Origin of the sequence: Streptomyces sp. NPDC052225, from assembly GCF_040679615.1 — a bacterium.
Lineage (GTDB): Bacteria > Actinomycetota > Actinomycetes > Streptomycetales > Streptomycetaceae > Streptomyces.
In genome coordinates this window covers 14,540-30,090 of record NZ_JBFAVD010000035.1, presented here as the reverse complement: position 1 = coordinate 30,090, position 15,551 = coordinate 14,540, and the positions used below count along the sequence as shown (strand labels likewise).

Genomic DNA, 15,551 nt, shown 5'->3' with positions numbered 1-15,551 from the left:
ACTAGCCCTTGTTCAGGGCCTGTTGCAGGTCGGCGAGCAGGTCGTCGACCGACTCGATGCCCACGGAGAGGCGTACGAGATCGGCGGGCACCTCCAGGGCGGACCCCGCGACGGAGGCGTGCGTCATGCGGCCCGGGTGCTCGATGAGGGACTCGACACCGCCGAGGGACTCACCGAGCGTGAAGAGCTTGGCGCGGTTGCACACCTCGACAGCGGCCTCCTCGCCGCCCTCCACCTGGAACGACACCATGCCGCCGAACGCCTTCATCTGCTTGGCGGCGATCTCGTGGCCCGGGTGCTCGGGCAGGCCCGGGTAGAGGACCTTGGTGACGCGCGGGTGGCGGGTGAGCATCTCGGTGACGCGGCCGGCGTTCTCGCTGTGCCGGTCCATGCGGACGGGCAGCGTCTTGATGCCGCGCAGCACGAGCCAGGAGTCGAACGGGCCCGCGACGGCGCCCATCGCGTTCTGGTGGTACGCCAACTCGTCACCCAGGGCAGGGTCGTTGACGACGAGAGCGCCGCCGACGACGTCCGAGTGACCGCCCATGTACTTGGTCATCGAGTGCACGACGATGTCCGCGCCGAGCGCGAGCGGCTGCTGGAGGTAGGGGCTCGCGAAGGTGTTGTCGACGACGAGGCGCGCGCCCGCCTCACGGGCGACCTGGGCGACGGCGGCGATGTCGGTGATGCCGAGCAGGGGGTTCGAGGGCGTCTCGACCCACACGGCCTTCGTCTTCGGGGTGAGCGCGGCGCGCACGGAGTCGACGTCGCTCGTATCGGCGACGGACCACTGCACACCCCACCGCGAGACGACCTTGTCGAACAGACGGAACGTGCCGCCGTACGCGTCGTTCGGGATGACCACGTGGTCGCCCGGGCTCAGCACCGTACGGAGCAGGCAGTCCTCGGCGGCGAGGCCCGAGGCGAAGGCGAGACCGCGCCGGCCGCCCTCCAGGGCCGCGAGGTTCTCCTCCAGTGCGGTGCGCGTGGGGTTGGCGCTGCGGCTGTACTCGTATCCGCCGCGCAGGCCGCCGACGCCGTCCTGCTTGTACGTGGAGACCTGGTAGATCGGGGGGACGACGGCGCCGGTGACGGGATCTGCCGTGTTGCCGGCGTGGATGGCGGTGGTCTCGAACCCGCGGGGTCCGGACTGGCTGCTGTGCGTGTTGCTCATGCCGCCCGAGAGTAGTGCGCCGAAGCGGTCGCGCGACCTCGGTTAGCTTGTAGGTATGGGAATTCTCTGGGTCCTGATGGCCGTCCTCATGATCGCCTGGGTGGTGATGCTGCGGCGGCGCGGCGGTATCCGTCAGGTCGCCCCCGGCTCCCCGGACGCCGCCGACCCGGCCGACTACGGCTTCGTACGGCAGGAAGAGCTGGACGTACGGCTGCCCGGCCCCGACCAGGACCTCCTGGACGTGATGGCCGTGGTGCAGCGCACGCAGGACTTCACGGCGGCCTCGCAGCTGCTCGCCGGGACCGGCAAGGAGACCGAGGCGCGCTGGGAGCGGGTGCAGGCGATCGCCGGCGCCGCCGCTCTGGAGATGCAGCAGACGGAGCGGCGCGGGGCCGGGTGGCTCCAGTCGTGGCGCACGCAGCAGCCGAAGGACGCGGGCGGGGCGCAGGTCTTCGCCGAGTTCCTGGTGCAGCAGGCGTGGCGCGGCGGCGGGACGCCGGACGAGCAGCGCATCGTCCTGGAGGAGGCCCGCTCCGCGTGCGAGCAGGCGGCCCTGCTCGCGCCCGGTGACCCGGTCCCGCACATCACGCACCTGGCGGTGGCGCGCGGCCTCGGCTACTCGCGGTCCGAGTTCGAGCAGCTGTGGCTGAAGATCCTCGACACCGCGCCCGGGCACATGGGCGCGCACCTGGCGGGCCTGCGCTACTGGACGGAGAAGTGGCACGGCTCGCGCGACGAGGCGTTCGCGTTCGCCGAGGCCGCGGCGGCGCGCGCCCCGCGCGGTTCCCTCCTCGCCGCGCTCCCCCTGTTCGCCCTGTACGAGCACATGCCCGACCTCAACCTGGTGCGCGGCTTCTACGAGAGCGAGGTCGTCACCAAGGCGCTGCACGGCGCCCTGTACGCGGTGCACGAGGCCCGCCCGGACGACCCGATGCTCGCCCACGTCCGTCACCTGCTGGTCTTCTTCCTGGTCCGCAGCGAGCGCTGGGCCGAGGCGATGCAGCAGCTCGTACGGGTCGACGGCCACATCGGCGCGATCCCGTGGACGGCGGAGGAGGACCCGGCGTCGTCGTACGCCGTCTACCGGGCGCTGGCGGTAGCGGGCTACGAGGCGAACGGCGGCAGCCCGGCGACCCTGCGCGCCTGACACCCCGTCCGACCAGCCGGAGGGCCCGCTTCGGCGGGCCCTCTCCGGCCACCGCCTCCCGGGCGATCCGCAGCCGCGGCCATGCCTCCTGCCCGTCCGGGCGAGCTCCGCTTCGAGCGCCTCCACCCGGGCCCGTGCAGCCGCCCCTCACGCGCAGTCGTACGTCAGCCCGCCCGCTCATAGGTCAGGACGGTCTTCGGGTGGTTGCCGATCTTGCGCAGGCGCAGCGGGCCGTCCGAGGACTTCACGTCGAAGGAGTACTCGAGCTCCTTCGGCGGGCAGTTGACGGTCCTGGTGCCCTGATCGAGCTTGAAGTTCCTCATGGACAGGTCGTGCTGGTCGATGCCGGAGACAATGGCGCTGCCCGCGCATCGCGGGCCGGTGCGGGACTCGATGACCACGCGTGCGCGTCTGCCCGGCCCGACCTGGTGGAAGGTCAGCTCCTGACTGCCGTCCGTGGCTCGCCACCGGCCCACGAACCAGGGGTGGATGGGCTTGTACTCCGTGGCCACCTCGGCGAATCCGGAGCCTTTGCGCCAGGTCAGCGTGGTGGTTTCCAGCATGCTGCGATCGACGAAGTCCACTCGGGCGCCACCGTCGCGGATGCGGGCCTTCGGCCAGGGGACGGTGTTCCTGGTCGGGTCGGTGGTCCAGGTGGAGAGGTCCCCGGTGGCGACGGCCGCGATCACCTCTTGCGGTTCTTCGCCGTCCCTGCAGTACACGCCGAAGCCGGCCGCGAGCCACACGGTGTCCCGGTACGCCTTCGCCCTGATGCCGTGGCACGGTTTGGTGCCGGTCTCATAGACCGTCTGCCGGGCGGACCAGGCGTCGTGAGACGTGTGGCGATGCTGTGCCTCCAGGCCGCGGCGAGTGAAGCGGAGGGACACCTGCCGGCCGTCGGACAGTTCGAGGACGGTGTGGTCGTCGTCGTCCTCGACGACCCGTGAATCAGGCTTGTCCTCGGGTTCGCGGTCGGACTTCGTGTGCTTCGCGCCGCTGCCGGACGGTCCCTTGTCCGTTTGCCCGGCACAGCCGCCGACGGCCGCGCCGAGCATCAGCACCGCTACCGCCCACGCCGCTGCGCTCTTCGTCCTCATGCCGTGTCAGCTCCCCTGTAGGCCGTGCCGCGATGCCCGGGCCGGTGGGTGGCACGAACTCGGCGATGCTAGTCGGTGGGCGGCCCGCCCCGCTCGGCCCCCGGCACAGTGGGGCCCCGGCGGGCGGGCGGGGCGGTCCTCCGAGGCCCCGGGAGCGGATGACGTCTACGCGGCAGGGGCCGCCGGTCGCCGAACCTCCAGGACGACTGCCGACCCGGCCACCGACCGGTCCTCGTGCATCGTGATCACCTGGCCGGGCCCGAGATGCCGCCACCGCTGAGGATCAAGGGGCGCGAGGCGCACCGTGGCTCGTCCGCCGGGTTCGAGGAAGGGGGTGCGCTCGACCCAGAGGCGGGCGATGTCGAGGGCCGGGTCGTCGCCTGTCGGGGTTCGGTTTCCGATGTTCCACATCGGGCGCAGGACGCCGGCGCCGGAGATGGGCGTCCGGCGCCGTGCCTCGGCGGCCGGGCGGAGGGTGAGGTCGGCGCGGATGATGCCGTGGCATGCCTCGTAGGAGCGCCAATGGCACCAGGCCGCGCTCTTCTCCAGCCGCAACTGCTCGGCGGCGGTGGCCAGGTCTTCCCAGAAGCCGAGCGGAAGCGGCCGGGCATCGGCGAGTTCCTCCAGGAGCCCGAGGGCCAGCTCCCATTCGTCGTGGGTGAGGTACTCCCAGACGTCGGCCACCGTGATGTCGTTCTCGGTGGCGCTCTCCTCGGGAACCAACAGGCCGGCGGCTTCCAGCAGTTCGGGGACATCCATGCCCCGATGTTCCACCACGGCCCTCGCCGCGCTCACCCGGCAGCCGAAATTCGGTGGCCGCCTCCGCCCCCGCGACGCACCCTGAACCGCATGACACCCGAGCGACCGCCTCACGAGATCCGTGCCGCGTACACCGGCTCCACCGTCACCGTCTACCAGGCCTACTCCCCCGGGATCGGCCTGCCCGCCGCTCGTGACGGGCGGTTTCCGGAGGGGTGGAAGCGGGACCGGATGACGTGGATCAAGCCGTCGTTCCTGTGGATGATGTACCGCTGCGGCTGGGCCGCGAAGCCCGGGCAGGAGGTCGTGCTCGCCGTCGAGATCGAGCGCGCCGGCTTCGAGTGGGCGCTGCGCAACGCCTGCCTGTCGAGCTACACGCGCGGGGTGCACACCGATCAGGCCTCCTGGAAGCGGGAGTTGAGGCAGGCGCCCGCCCGTGTGCAGTGGGACCCCGAGCGGGACCTGCGGTTGCGGCCGCTGCCGTACCGGTCGTTGCAGCTGGGGCTGTCCGGGGAGGCGGTGCGGCGGTACGCCGATGAGTGGGCCGTGGGCATCACGGACGTGACGCCGCTCGCCCATGAGGTCCGGGCGCTCGTGGCGGCGGGCGAGGTGGAGTCCGCGGCCGGGCTGCTTCCGGTGGAGCTGCCGTATCCGGGGCAGGAGCGGTTGACGGAGCGGCTGGTGAGGGCACGTGTCGGGTGTTGAAGGGCTCGCTGCGTTGTGGCGGGCGCGGCGCGGACCGTGCCCGCCGCTCGCCCATCGGTTCCGTACGGTGTACGCGGACCGCTGGGTGCGGTTGCACAGCCTGCCCGGATCGAAGCGGTACCCGGAGGACGAGAGCGAGTACGCCGTCGTGCTCGGGCGGTACAACACCGCGCTCGACGAACTGTTCGCCGGGCAGGAGGTGTTCGTGGTCTCCATGGACTGGTCGGACACCGCGGACGGACCCGTCGGCGACGCCTCCCCGCGGCCTCGGCTGCACCCCGAGGGTGAGCGGTGGTGGACGGAGTCCGACGTGAGCGATCCCGACCCCGCCTGCCACGTCCACTTCCGGCTGTACGCGGACCGGCGGCCGTGGCGGCGCGGCTGTGTCGACCCATTGCTGCGCGCCGTCGCGGACGAGAAGGTCGCCGAGGTCTTCGTCACCGACACCGGGCTGCGCCGCATTCATCACCCCTACGACGGCGGCGCCGACCTGATCCTCACGACGCCCGCCGAACGGGACGGCGTCCGGGCCCGGCATCAAGCCTGGCTTTCCGGCCATCCGACCGGACTGTGACCGAGGGGCCCCTGCCGGACGAGGGCCCGATGTCTCCGGTATGCGTCGCTTCATCCCACCTTCTCGTTCGGCATCTCGACCATCCTTCGGGTTTTCGGACCGATCTCTGTCAAAGATCTTGACCGGGGCGGTTCGAACTTCTTCACTGGCCAGCGCCGAGAACACCGACACCGCCGCCACCCCCTGCCCCCACGGACTCCCCCGCACCCCGAGGAGCAGTACGCATGCCCCGTAACGGAACATCCCGTCCCTCCGCCTCCGCGCTGTCGCGGCGGAATCTGCTCATCGCCGGAGCGCTCACCCTGGGGGCGTCCGCGCTCGCATCGAACGGGCGGGCCCGGGCCGCCGAGGGGGCGTACGAGGGGTATCTCTTCGTGTACTTCACCGGTGAGGGCACGGCGAACGGCGAGCAGATCTACATGGCGCTCAGCCGGGGCGACGACCCCGTGCACTTCCGGGAGTTGAACGCCGCCGCGCCCGTGCTCACGTCCGACCTCGGCGACAAGGGGGTGCGCGATCCGTTCGTCATCCGGTCGCCCGACGGGGACAGGTTCTTCCTCATCGCCACCGACCTGAAGATCAACGGCGGGGCGAGCTGGGACTACGTGCAGCGGCACGGCAGCCGGTCGATCATCGTGTGGGAGTCGGCCGACCTCGTCACCTGGGACGGGCCCCGGTCCGTGCGGGTGTCGCCCGAGACCGCCGGCAACACCTGGGCGCCCGAGGCCTATTGGAGCGACGAGCTCGGCGAGTACGTGGTGTTCTGGGCTTCGAAGGTGTACGACGCCGGCGACACCGAGCATGCCGGGAACACGTACAACCGGATGCTGTACGCCACCACGAAGGACTTCCGGACCTTCAGCGAGGCGAAGGTGTGGAACGACCCGGGGTACTCCGTGATCGACTCCACCGTCATCGCGCACGACGGGACGTACTACCGCTTCACGAAGGACGAGCGGTCCGCGTCGCAGTCGCCGTACGGGAAGTTCATCCTGGAGGAGAAGGCGACCGATCTGCTCGACAGCGACTGGGACACGGTCGCCGAGGGCATCGGGATGGGCGCGATGGCGCAGGGCGAGGGGCCGTTGGTCTTCAAGGCCAATGGGGAGAGCAAGTGGTACCTGTTCATCGACGACTACACCGGGAGCGGGTACGTTCCCTTCGTCTCCGATGATCTCGGGGGCGGGGTCTGGACCGCCGTCGAGCAGCGGCGGCTGCCCGCCGCCCCGCGCCACGGGACCGTACTGCCCGTCACCAAGGCCGAGTTCGAGCGGATCCAGGCGAAGTGGGCGATGGCTCCCGTACGCGCCGACGCCGACGGGCTCGTCGCCCACTGGCCGCTGACCGCCGACGCCGAGGACGCCTCGGGGCACGGCTACCACGGCGCGCCCGCCGGTGATGCCTCCTTCGCCGACGGCGCGCTCGTGCTCGGCGGCGCGGGCGGGCACGTCAAACTGCCCGACGACCTGCTGGCCGGGCTCGACGCCGTCACCGTCGCCGCCGACGTGTGGGTCGACGCCGACCAGCCGACGCCGTACTTCCTGTACGGGTTCGGGAACACCGCCGCCTCCACCGGGTACGGGAACGGGTATCTGTTCGCGACCGGCGGCACCGCCGACTCCGGGTTCCGGGCCGGCCTCTCCGACGGCAACTGGAAGCGGGAGGAGGCCGTCGCCGCCAACTCCGGGCTCCCGCGCGGACGTTGGGCTCAGGTGACGTACACCGTCGGCGGCGGCAGCGCCCGCCTCTACCTCGACGGCGCCGTCGTCGCCGCCGACACGAGCGTGAACCTCACCCCGGGCGACATCGGCGGCGGCCGCACCACCGCCAACCACCTGGGCCGCTCCCCGTACACCGGCGACCACACCCTCAAGGGGCGGCTGCGCGACGTGCGGCTCTACAACCGGGCCCTGTCCGCCGACGAGATCGCCGCGCTGCCCGCCAACGCGACCCGCATCCGGGGCGTGGAGGTGAAGGAGCTGAAGGTGCCCGCCGTCATCGAGAGCGAGGGCGGGACTGTAGTACTGCCCGTCGCTCCCGGGGCCGAACTGCGGCGGCTGCGGCCGGAGTTCACGCTCGCGCCGGGAGCGCGCATCAGCCCGGCGAGCGGCAAGGCGGTGGATCTGCGCAAGCCCGTGACGTACACGGTGACCTCCGCGCGGGGTGACAGGCGCCAGTGGAAGGTGTCGGCCGTGGAGATGCGTACGCCCGTGCTGCCCGGGTTCCACGCCGACCCCAACATCGCCGCGTTCGGCGGGACTTACTACCTCTACACCACCAACGACGGCTTCGCCGGCTGGGGCGGCACCACCTTCAGCGTGTGGTCGTCGAAGAACCTCGTCGACTGGACCGACCACGGCGTCATCCTCGACCTCGGCAAGGACGTGAGCTGGGCCGAGTCGCGGGCCTGGGCGCCGACCATCGCCGAGAAGGACGGGAAGTTCTACTTCTACTACTGCGCCGAGGCGAAGATCGGGGTCGCCGTCGCCGACTCCCCCACCGGCCCGTTCACCGACAGCGGCAAGGTCCTGATCGCCGCGAACCCGGACGGCGGCGGCCAGGCCATCGACCCGGCGGCCTTCACCGACAAGGACGGCAAGGCGTATCTGTACTGGGGCAACGGGTCCGCGTGGGTCGTGCCGCTCAACGACGACATGGTCTCGTACGACACCTCAAAGGTGCGGCAGATCAAGGGACTTGAGGACTTCAGGGAGGGGCTGTTCGTCGCGCGGCGGGGTGACGTCTACCACCTGACGTACTCGATCGACGACACCCGCAGCGAGAACTACCGCGTCGGCTACGCCACCTCCGACTCGCCGTACGGCCCGTTCACCAACCACGGCGTGATCCTGGAGAAGGACCCCGCGCAGGGCATCCTCGGCACCGGGCACAACTCGCTGCTCCAGGTGCCCGGGACGGACGAGTGGTACATCGCCTATCACCGGTTCGCGATCCCGGACGGGGACGGCACGCACCGGGAGACCACCATCGACCGGGTCGCGTTCGGCGCGGACGGGCTGATGAAGCCGGTGACGCCGACGCTGAGCGGCGTGAAGCCCCGGCGGATTCCGTAGGCGTACGTATCACTGGGCCGCGCGGATCGCCTGCGCCGTCCGCGACGCGTCGTACGCCTGCGGTACGCCGTCGAGGAACACCAGCTCGCCGGGCATGTGAGCCGTGCGCAGCGGGAGGATCTCCTGATAGGCGGGCGACGCGTACCAGGCGTGGGCGCGCTCCAGGTCGGGGAACTCGACCAGGACGACGTCGCCGAGGCGCTCGCCCTCCAGCCACTCGCCGGGCTTGCCGTGCGAGAGGAAGCGGCCGCCGTACGGCTCGAAGGTGGACTGGACGCGCTCGATGTACTCCAGGACCTCCGGGTGGAGCGGGGGCGTGGGGCGGAGCACGGCGATGGCGTAGGCGGTCATGAGCGAGCCCTCCTCGGGTTCCGGCGGAGCATCTGCTGATTACGCGGATGATCCTGCCGGAGCCCGGGGAGGGCGTCGATTACCCCGGAGGTAACTCACGGGGTACGGGGTCGGCTCAGATGGTCGCCGTGTCGATCACGAAGCGGTACCGCACGTCCGAGGCGAGCACACGCTCGTACGCCTCGTTGATCCGGCTCGCCTCGATCAGCTCGATCTCGGAGCCCAGGCCGTGCTCGGCGCAGAAGTCCAGCATCTCCTGGGTCTCGGCGATGCCGCCGATCATGGAGCCTGCGAGGGTCTTGTTGCCGCCGATGAGGGAGAAGAGGTTGAGCGCGATGGGCTCCTCGGGGGCACCGACGTTGACCAGCGCGCCGCCCGTCTTCAGCAGGCTCAGGTAGGCGCCGAAGTTCAGCGGGGCGGAGACCGTGGAGAGGATCAGGTCGAAGGAGCCGGCGAGCTCCTCGAAGGTCTTCTCGTCGCTGGTCGCGTAGTAGTGGTCGGCGCCCAGCTTCAGGCCGTCGTCCTTCTTGCGCAGCGACTGGGACAGGACCGTCACCTCGGCGCCGAGCGCGTGCGCGATCTTGACGCCCATGTGGCCGAGGCCGCCGAGGCCGACGATCGCGACCTTCTTGCCGGGGCCCGCGCCCCAGTGCTTCAGCGGGGAGTACGTGGTGATGCCGGCGCAGAGCAGCGGCGCGGCCACGTCCAGGGAGAGACCGTCGGGGATGCGGACCGCGAAGTTCTCGTCGACGACGAGCTTCTGCGAGTAGCCGCCGTAGTTCGGGGTGCCGTCGCGGCCGATGGCGTTGTACGTGGCGCCGATGCTGCCGTTCTTGCAGTGCTGCTCCATGCCGGCCTTGCAGTTCTCGCACTCGCGGCACGAGTCGACCATGCAGCCGACGCCGACGCGGTCGCCGACCTTGTACTTCGTCACGTCGGAGCCGACCTCGGAGACGACACCGGCGATCTCGTGGCCCGGGACCATCGGGAAGAGGGCCTCGCCCCAGCCCTCGCGGGCCTGGTGAATGTCGGAGTGACAGATTCCGGCGAACTTGATGTCGATCAGGATGTCGTGCGCGCCGACCGTGCGGCGCTCGATGTTGGTGCGCTCCAGCGGGGCCTTGGCGCTGGGCGCGGCATATGCGGCAACAGTCGTGGTCATGGTCACCAGCGTGCCTGCCCGCGCGCGGTTTACCCAGGTCACCGCTTTGCGTACGTCCAGTGGTCCTACTACTGACGGGGTCAGGCTCGCGGGCGTACGACCGGGAATACTGGAAGCCATGGACGGCAACCCGGACGACAGTCCCACCCTGGACCGCAGGGCCGAGCTGAGCGAGTTCCTGCGTACCCGGCGGGCCCGGCTCAAGCCGGAGGACGTGGGGATCCCGTCGATCGGGCGGGCCCGGCGGGTGCCGGGGCTGCGCCGCGAGGAGCTGGCGCAGCTGGCCGGGGTCTCCGTGGCGTACTACACACGCCTGGAGCAGGGCAACGGGCGCAACGTGTCGGCGGAGGTGCTCGACGCCATCGCGCGCGCCCTCCAGCTGACCGACGCCGAGCACGCCCACCTCGTCCATCTGGCCCGGCCCACGCAGACCCGCAGGAAGAGCCCGGCGCCCCGGCGCCAGCACGTGCGGCCCGCGCTGCGCCATCTGCTCGACTCGATGGAGGGCGTCCCCGCGTACATCGGCGGGGCCCGCTCGGACATCCTCGCCTGGAACCGGACGGCGGCCGCGCTCTTCGGCGACTGGGGAAAGATGGCCCCGGCCGAGCGGAACTGGGCCCGGCTGACCTTCCTCAACCCCGACTACCGCGAGCTGTTCCTCAACTGGGAGTCGAAGGCGTCGGACATGGTCAGCTATCTGCGCCTGTACGCGGGCCGCAACCCGGAGGACCCCGAGCTGTCGGCGCTCGTCGGTGAACTCTCCGTCAAGAGCGAGCAGTTCAGGAAGTTGTGGGCCACGCACGACGTGAAGGAGAAGGGCCACGGGGTGAAGCGGATGCGGCACCCGCTGGTGGGCGAGCTGACGCTCTCGTACGAGACGCTGCACCTGCCCGACGACGACGGGCAGTTCCTGAGCGTGTACCACGCGGAGCCGGATTCGGAGTCGGCGGAGGCGCTGCGGATGCTTGCCAGCTGGGGCGTGGATCCGGTGCCGCGTTAGTTCCGCCCCCTAGGGGCGCGGGGAACTGCGCGATCAGCCACAACGGTGCTGCGCTCGCTCACGAAGCGCAACCGGCAACGGCGCTGAGCCCCGGGGCGCTGCCCCGGACCCCGCTGCTCAATCGCCGCAGGGGCTTGATTTGCCAGCGCTTGATTTGACCGGCCGCTTCAAGAAATCCAAGGCGGGGCCGCGCCCCAGTTCCAGCGGGGGACCGGCTGTTCCGCGGGGCGGGTCGCGTCGGGGCCCGAGAAGTAGACGGCCAGGCGCGTGCCCCACTCCACGTACGCGCAGAACGCGGAGCGGAACTCCGCATCGGTGGGCAGGCCCGCCTCGTCCGCCGCGTCCTGGATCAGGTTGACCCACCGGCGCCGCTGCCGCTCCGTGATCGCCTTGCCGATGTGCATCGCGACCATGTGGCTGTGTCCGCCGTGCTGCTCGGTGTAGGCCGTGGGGCCGCCGAAGACCTCGCCGAGCCAGACCGCCACGTGCGCGGCGTGCTCGGCGGGCAGGTCGGCGAAGAGCGGACCGAGGAGGTCGTCCTTGAGGACCTTGTCGTAGAAGACGGTCGTCAGGCGCTCGAAAGCCTCGGCGCCGCCCGCCCACTCGTACAGGGTCGGCTCGGAGGAGCCCCTGCCCCGCACCGTCGTCGGCTTGTAGTGGCGCATCTCCTGGATGTCACCGACGTACGGGCGGATCTCGGCGAGGAAGTCGGGGAACAGGTCCGACTTCCGGAAGCCCTCGACGTGGTCCTCGGTCGACGTCCGCACGATGCGCAGGACGAAGTGCGCGAAGTCCTCCTCGCAGCGCGCCAGTTCGTACGAGACACAGTGCGGGGACGCGGCCAGGTGGCGGGACGCGCGGGTGTAGGCGGCCAGGAACTCGGCCGAACGGTCCTCGGGGATCAGGTAGCGGATGTACTCGACCGTCTGCGTCGTCATGCGGCCAGCCAAACACACCTCCCCTACGCAGTCACCGGTCCGGCGGCCGTATCGCCCCCCGTTCCCGAAAGGGGTGGCCGGGCACTGCGCCCGGCCACCCAATCCCGTCACCTACCGTGCCGGGGCGTCACTTCCCGTAGTAGGCGTTGTGGATCGAGATCGTCGACGTGTTGCCCTTCTTGTCGACGACCTTGGCGCGCAGCGACACCGCCTTCCCCTGGGCGGGGTTGGTGACGGTGACCTTGCCGCTCTTGACGGTGACCTTCTTCCAGTTGGCGCCGCCGTCGTAACTGGCGTACACGGCGAGGGACTTGAGGTTGCGGCCGGCGGCCGCGCCCTGGACCGTCACCGGGAAGGTCTGCTTCTTGCCCGCGGCGACCGTGCTGTCGAGACCGGTGGCCGCGGCGAAGCGGACGCCGGACGCGGGCAGGACGGCCAGGTCGTCGGCGCCGGGCTTCTTGGAGCGGAAGGTCCAGCTCGCGTCGATCCGGCTGGAGGCCTGCGCGACCTTCGCGTCGCGCCGCACCGACGTGGTCAGCCGGTACGCGGCGTCACCCGAGGGGACCTTGAAGGCCTCGTCCCCGAAGAGCGGGTCCTTGATCGTGCCGACCTTCGCACCGTTGCGGTAGAGCGTCGTCGCGACCGAGGTGAAGTCGGACGAACCCGCGTGGGTCTTGCCGTCGGCGAACAGCGGCAGGTAGCCGTAGATCTGGTTGCCGTCGCGGAACAGGCCGTAGTCGCCGCCGACGCGCGGCCCGAACACGGCGGTGTTGAACGTCTTCTCGTAGCTCCTGCCCGCCTTGAAGGTCTGCGGGTTGCCGAGCGTGTAGAAGGCGTCGGAGACCGGGAGGCCCTTGGCGTCCTTGCCCACGTACTGGCTGAAGTCGAGACCCCACTGCACGCCGCCACCCGTCGACAGGTAGAGGGTGCGGGCGGCGGGCAGCTTCTGCTCGACCGGCACACCGAAGAAGAAGTCGTCGGGGAGCAGCCCGCTGGCGCTCAGCGCCCCCGTCCTGCCGGGCGCGGACGCCCCCAACTTACCGGTGACCGTGGCGAGTTCGGACTTCTTGAAGTGCTTCACCTTGTCGCCCTGGAGGTGCTTGACCTTGGCGCTGGTCGCCACGTCGTACTCGGCGCCGCCGCCCTTGGCCCACTGGCCGAACCAGGTCTGCGACAGACCCCTGGTGACGTCACCGCCGAGCGGTGCGATGCGGATGTCGGCGAACGAGCCGAGCATGACGCCGATGCCGACGAGCGCGGGGTCGTACATGTAGTCGATGCTCGCGCTGAGCGGCTTCGCCGCGGCGTCCGGCACCGTGATGTCGGCCGCCTTGGTCTTACGGGCGTCCAGTGTCAGCGACACGTTCTTGGTGACGCTCAGCTTGGGCTGGACGAACCAGTCGACGCCGCCCTCGAACTTCTCGATGTCCTTCGCGAGCAGCCCGTCGACCAGGTACGTGCCCTTCGGCACGCGCAGCTTCACCGTCCCGGACGCGACCTGCGGCGCGGAGAACGCCTGGTCCTTGGCGAGACCCGCGTACGCGAACAGGTCCGTCAGGTACGTGGACTGCGGCTTCCCGTCGCGTCCGATGTGGTGGAGCGTGACGTCGTACGACTCGACCTCGCGCTGCACCGCGGCCGCCGTGCGCACGGACTGGCCGCCGCCGGTCGCCGTGACGTACGCGGAGTAGGCGCCGTCGACGGTGCCGCCGAGCTTCGTGTTCGCGCTCAGGTCGACGGAGGCGGTGCCGCCCGCGGGGACGGTCACCTTCGTGGCGCCGAGCTTGAAGAACCCGGCGGGGGCCGCGGCACCCTTGGGGTTGGTCGCGGAGACGGCCAGGTCGAGGGTGACGTCCTTGGTGCCGGTGTTCTTGTACGTCACCTTCTTGGTGATCGCCGTGTCGTCGGTGTGCGGCCACTGCGCGACGCCGAAGCTCACCGAGACCGGCTCGGCGAACACGGTCTGCTTGATCGCCCTGTCCACCTGGACACGGCCGCTGCCCTGCTGGAACGGCGTGTACTTGCCGCCCTTCGCGGAGCCGACGAGCGCGCCCTTCAGCTCCTGGTACGTCCAGTCCGGGTGCTCCTGCTTGAGGATCGCGGCGGCACCGGCGACGTGCGGCGTCGCCATCGACGTACCGGAGATCGTCAGATACCCGGCGGGCTTCTCGCCGACCTCCTGGTCGATGACGCTGCCGGGAGCGGCGGCGGCCGTGATGTCGACGCCCGGCGCGGTCACGTCCGGCTTCACCGCGCCGTCGCCGACGCGCGGCCCGGTCGAGGAGAAGTCGGCGAGCTTGTCCAAGCCGTCGACGGCGCCGACGGTGAGCGCGGCGTCGGCGGAGCCGGGCGAGCCGATCGAGTTCGGGCCCTCGTTGCCCGCCGCGATGGCGAACAGGACGCCCTTCTCCTGCGACAGCTTGTTGACCTCGGCCTCGAGCGGGTCGATCTCGGCGGTGTCGGTGCCGCCGAGGCTCAGGTTCACGACGTCGGCGCCCTGCCCGGCCGCCCACTCCATCCCGGCCAGGATGTCGGAGTCGTCGCCGTAGCCCTCGTCGTCGAGCACCTTGCCGTTGAGCAGTTTCGCGCCCGGGGCGACACCCTTGTACTTGCCGCCCGACTTCGCGCCCGTACCGGCGGCGATGGACGCCACGTGCGTGCCGTGGCCGAAGTGGTCGGTGGCGTCGGCGGCGGCGGAGAAGTTCTTCGCCTCGGCGACCTGGCCCTTCAGGTCGGCGTGCGTGGCGTCGACGCCCGTGTCGAGCACGGCGATCTTGACACCCTTGCCGTCGTAGCCCGCGGCCCACGCCTTGGGCGCGCCGATCTGCGGCACCGACTTGTCGAGGCTGGCCCTGCGGATGCCGTCGAGCCAGATGCGGCTGACGCCGGCGGCGGTGGCGCCCTCGCCGTTCGTGACCGCGTCCCACAGCTCGGCCGCGTCGTCCTTCGGCGTGGTGACCGCGTCCGCGTTCAGCGTCTTCAGGGTGCGGCGCACCCTCGTGTCGCCGGCGCCGCGCACGTCGGCCTTCGCGCCGGCGGCGGCTCCCTTGTAGCCGACGATGACCTTCAGGCCGCTCTTCCGCGCCGTGGCGTACGCGGCCTTCGACAGCTCCGTGACGTCGAAGAGCCGCCGGTCGAGCTTGCCCGCGGCGATCATCCGCTGGGCGTCGGCCGGCACGACGTACGTGTGTCCGGCGATCTTGCGTATCTGTACGGGTATGTGGCCGCGCCCGGCGGCCCGCTCGATCCCGACCGGCTTGCCCTTCGCGTCGAGCGCGACGCGGTCGCCGGTGATGAGCGTGACGTGCGTCCTCGGCTTCAGCCCGGCGCGGTCGGCCGCGGCGTGCGCGGCGGCGACGGTGCCTCCGGACGCGACGGCCGGGGTGGTCAGCCCGGCCGCCAGCGCGACGGTCACGGCGGCGGCGACGGCGGTCGCCGTACGACGCGATCGAGTATGTCCGTGTCTGTGCAACTTTCCCCCTGGTGACGGAAGTTCACCGAGGGGAGCCGCGTGTGGCCCCCTCGCGTGAAGATGTCGTGGAGGGCCACTTGGTTGCTCCGATCGGACGG

The 15,551-nt window shown here is 70.8% G+C and carries 12 protein-coding genes; 5 read left to right on the top strand and 7 right to left on the bottom strand.

The features are described from left to right. Window position 1: 1 nt before the first annotated feature. Window positions 2-1,174: a cystathionine gamma-synthase gene (locus AB0L37_RS34065; protein ID WP_365514470.1), complete on the bottom strand. Its 1,173-nt coding sequence runs from the start codon at window positions 1,172-1,174 to the stop codon at window positions 2-4. Between the two features lie 55 nt (window positions 1,175-1,229). On the opposite strand from AB0L37_RS34065, the gene AB0L37_RS34060 reads away from it, so the two are divergent. Continuing rightward, complete coding sequence (locus tag AB0L37_RS34060; protein ID WP_365514468.1) at window positions 1,230-2,321, top strand: hypothetical protein; 1,092 nt, start codon at window positions 1,230-1,232, stop codon at window positions 2,319-2,321. A 164-nt stretch (window positions 2,322-2,485) separates the two neighbouring features. Here AB0L37_RS34060 and AB0L37_RS34055 read toward each other — a convergent pair whose 3' ends face one another. Together AB0L37_RS34055 and AB0L37_RS34050 are read right to left on the bottom strand one after the other, a co-directional pair. Next, entirely contained in the window at window positions 2,486-3,418 is a 933-nt protein-coding gene (locus AB0L37_RS34055) for a hypothetical protein (protein ID WP_365514465.1), read from the bottom strand. 165 nt (window positions 3,419-3,583) lie between these two features. Then, on the bottom strand, window positions 3,584-4,177 hold the full coding sequence (locus AB0L37_RS34050; protein ID WP_365514462.1) for a hypothetical protein: 594 nt from the start codon (window positions 4,175-4,177) through the stop codon (window positions 3,584-3,586). A 90-nt stretch (window positions 4,178-4,267) separates the two neighbouring features. Between AB0L37_RS34050 and AB0L37_RS34045 the strand changes: the two genes are divergently transcribed. The 3 genes from AB0L37_RS34045 to AB0L37_RS34035 all read left to right on the top strand — a co-directional run bounded on the left by AB0L37_RS34045 (window position 4,268) and on the right by AB0L37_RS34035 (window position 8,530). Further along, entirely contained in the window at window positions 4,268-4,882 is a 615-nt protein-coding gene (locus AB0L37_RS34045; RefSeq protein ID WP_365514459.1) for a DUF4291 domain-containing protein, read from the top strand. Next, window positions 4,869-5,456, top strand: a complete 588-nt coding sequence (locus tag AB0L37_RS34040; RefSeq protein ID WP_365514456.1) for a hypothetical protein — start codon at window positions 4,869-4,871, stop codon at window positions 5,454-5,456. Before AB0L37_RS34045 ends, AB0L37_RS34040 begins: the two co-directional genes overlap by 14 nt. A 224-nt stretch (window positions 5,457-5,680) precedes the next feature. Then, the gene (locus AB0L37_RS34035; protein WP_365514453.1) at window positions 5,681-8,530 is read left to right on the top strand and encodes a family 43 glycosylhydrolase; all 2,850 of its coding nucleotides are present in this window, start codon (window positions 5,681-5,683) and stop codon (window positions 8,528-8,530) included. Between the two features lie 9 nt (window positions 8,531-8,539). Here the strand turns inward: AB0L37_RS34035 and AB0L37_RS34030 are convergent, their stop codons facing one another. Together AB0L37_RS34030 and AB0L37_RS34025 are read right to left on the bottom strand one after the other, a co-directional pair. Then, window positions 8,540-8,881, bottom strand: coding sequence for a DUF1330 domain-containing protein (locus AB0L37_RS34030; RefSeq protein ID WP_365514450.1), 342 nt, complete (start codon window positions 8,879-8,881; stop codon window positions 8,540-8,542). A gap of 115 nt (window positions 8,882-8,996) precedes the next feature. Then, window positions 8,997-10,043: an NAD(P)-dependent alcohol dehydrogenase gene (locus AB0L37_RS34025; protein WP_365514447.1), complete on the bottom strand. Its 1,047-nt coding sequence runs from the start codon at window positions 10,041-10,043 to the stop codon at window positions 8,997-8,999. A gap of 118 nt (window positions 10,044-10,161) precedes the next feature. Between AB0L37_RS34025 and AB0L37_RS34020 the strand changes: the two genes are divergently transcribed. Beyond that, a complete protein-coding gene (locus AB0L37_RS34020) occupies window positions 10,162-11,043 on the top strand; it encodes a helix-turn-helix transcriptional regulator (RefSeq protein ID WP_365514444.1) in 882 nt (293 codons plus the stop codon). A gap of 167 nt (window positions 11,044-11,210) precedes the next feature. Here the strand turns inward: AB0L37_RS34020 and AB0L37_RS34015 are convergent, their stop codons facing one another. Then, window positions 11,211-11,981, bottom strand: coding sequence for an antibiotic biosynthesis monooxygenase (locus tag AB0L37_RS34015; RefSeq protein WP_365514441.1), 771 nt, complete (start codon window positions 11,979-11,981; stop codon window positions 11,211-11,213). A gap of 127 nt (window positions 11,982-12,108) precedes the next feature. Continuing rightward, the gene (locus tag AB0L37_RS34010) at window positions 12,109-15,396 is read right to left on the bottom strand and encodes a S8 family serine peptidase (protein WP_365514438.1); all 3,288 of its coding nucleotides are present in this window, start codon (window positions 15,394-15,396) and stop codon (window positions 12,109-12,111) included. Window positions 15,397-15,551 lie beyond the last annotated feature (155 nt).

Coding starts and splice junctions, on each gene's coding strand:
- AB0L37_RS34065 (WP_365514470.1), bottom strand. CDS start 1,174: ATGAGCAACACGCACAGCAGCCAGTCCGGACCCCGCGGGTTCGAGACC.
- AB0L37_RS34060 (WP_365514468.1), top strand. CDS start 1,230: ATGGGAATTCTCTGGGTCCTGATGGCCGTCCTCATGATCGCCTGGGTG.
- AB0L37_RS34055 (WP_365514465.1), bottom strand. CDS start 3,418: ATGAGGACGAAGAGCGCAGCGGCGTGGGCGGTAGCGGTGCTGATGCTC.
- AB0L37_RS34050 (WP_365514462.1), bottom strand. CDS start 4,177: ATGGATGTCCCCGAACTGCTGGAAGCCGCCGGCCTGTTGGTTCCCGAG.
- AB0L37_RS34045 (WP_365514459.1), top strand. CDS start 4,268: ATGACACCCGAGCGACCGCCTCACGAGATCCGTGCCGCGTACACCGGC.
- AB0L37_RS34035 (WP_365514453.1), top strand. CDS start 5,681: ATGCCCCGTAACGGAACATCCCGTCCCTCCGCCTCCGCGCTGTCGCGG.
- AB0L37_RS34030 (WP_365514450.1), bottom strand. CDS start 8,881: ATGACCGCCTACGCCATCGCCGTGCTCCGCCCCACGCCCCCGCTCCAC.
- AB0L37_RS34025 (WP_365514447.1), bottom strand. CDS start 10,043: ATGACCACGACTGTTGCCGCATATGCCGCGCCCAGCGCCAAGGCCCCG.
- AB0L37_RS34020 (WP_365514444.1), top strand. CDS start 10,162: ATGGACGGCAACCCGGACGACAGTCCCACCCTGGACCGCAGGGCCGAG.
- AB0L37_RS34015 (WP_365514441.1), bottom strand. CDS start 11,981: ATGACGACGCAGACGGTCGAGTACATCCGCTACCTGATCCCCGAGGAC.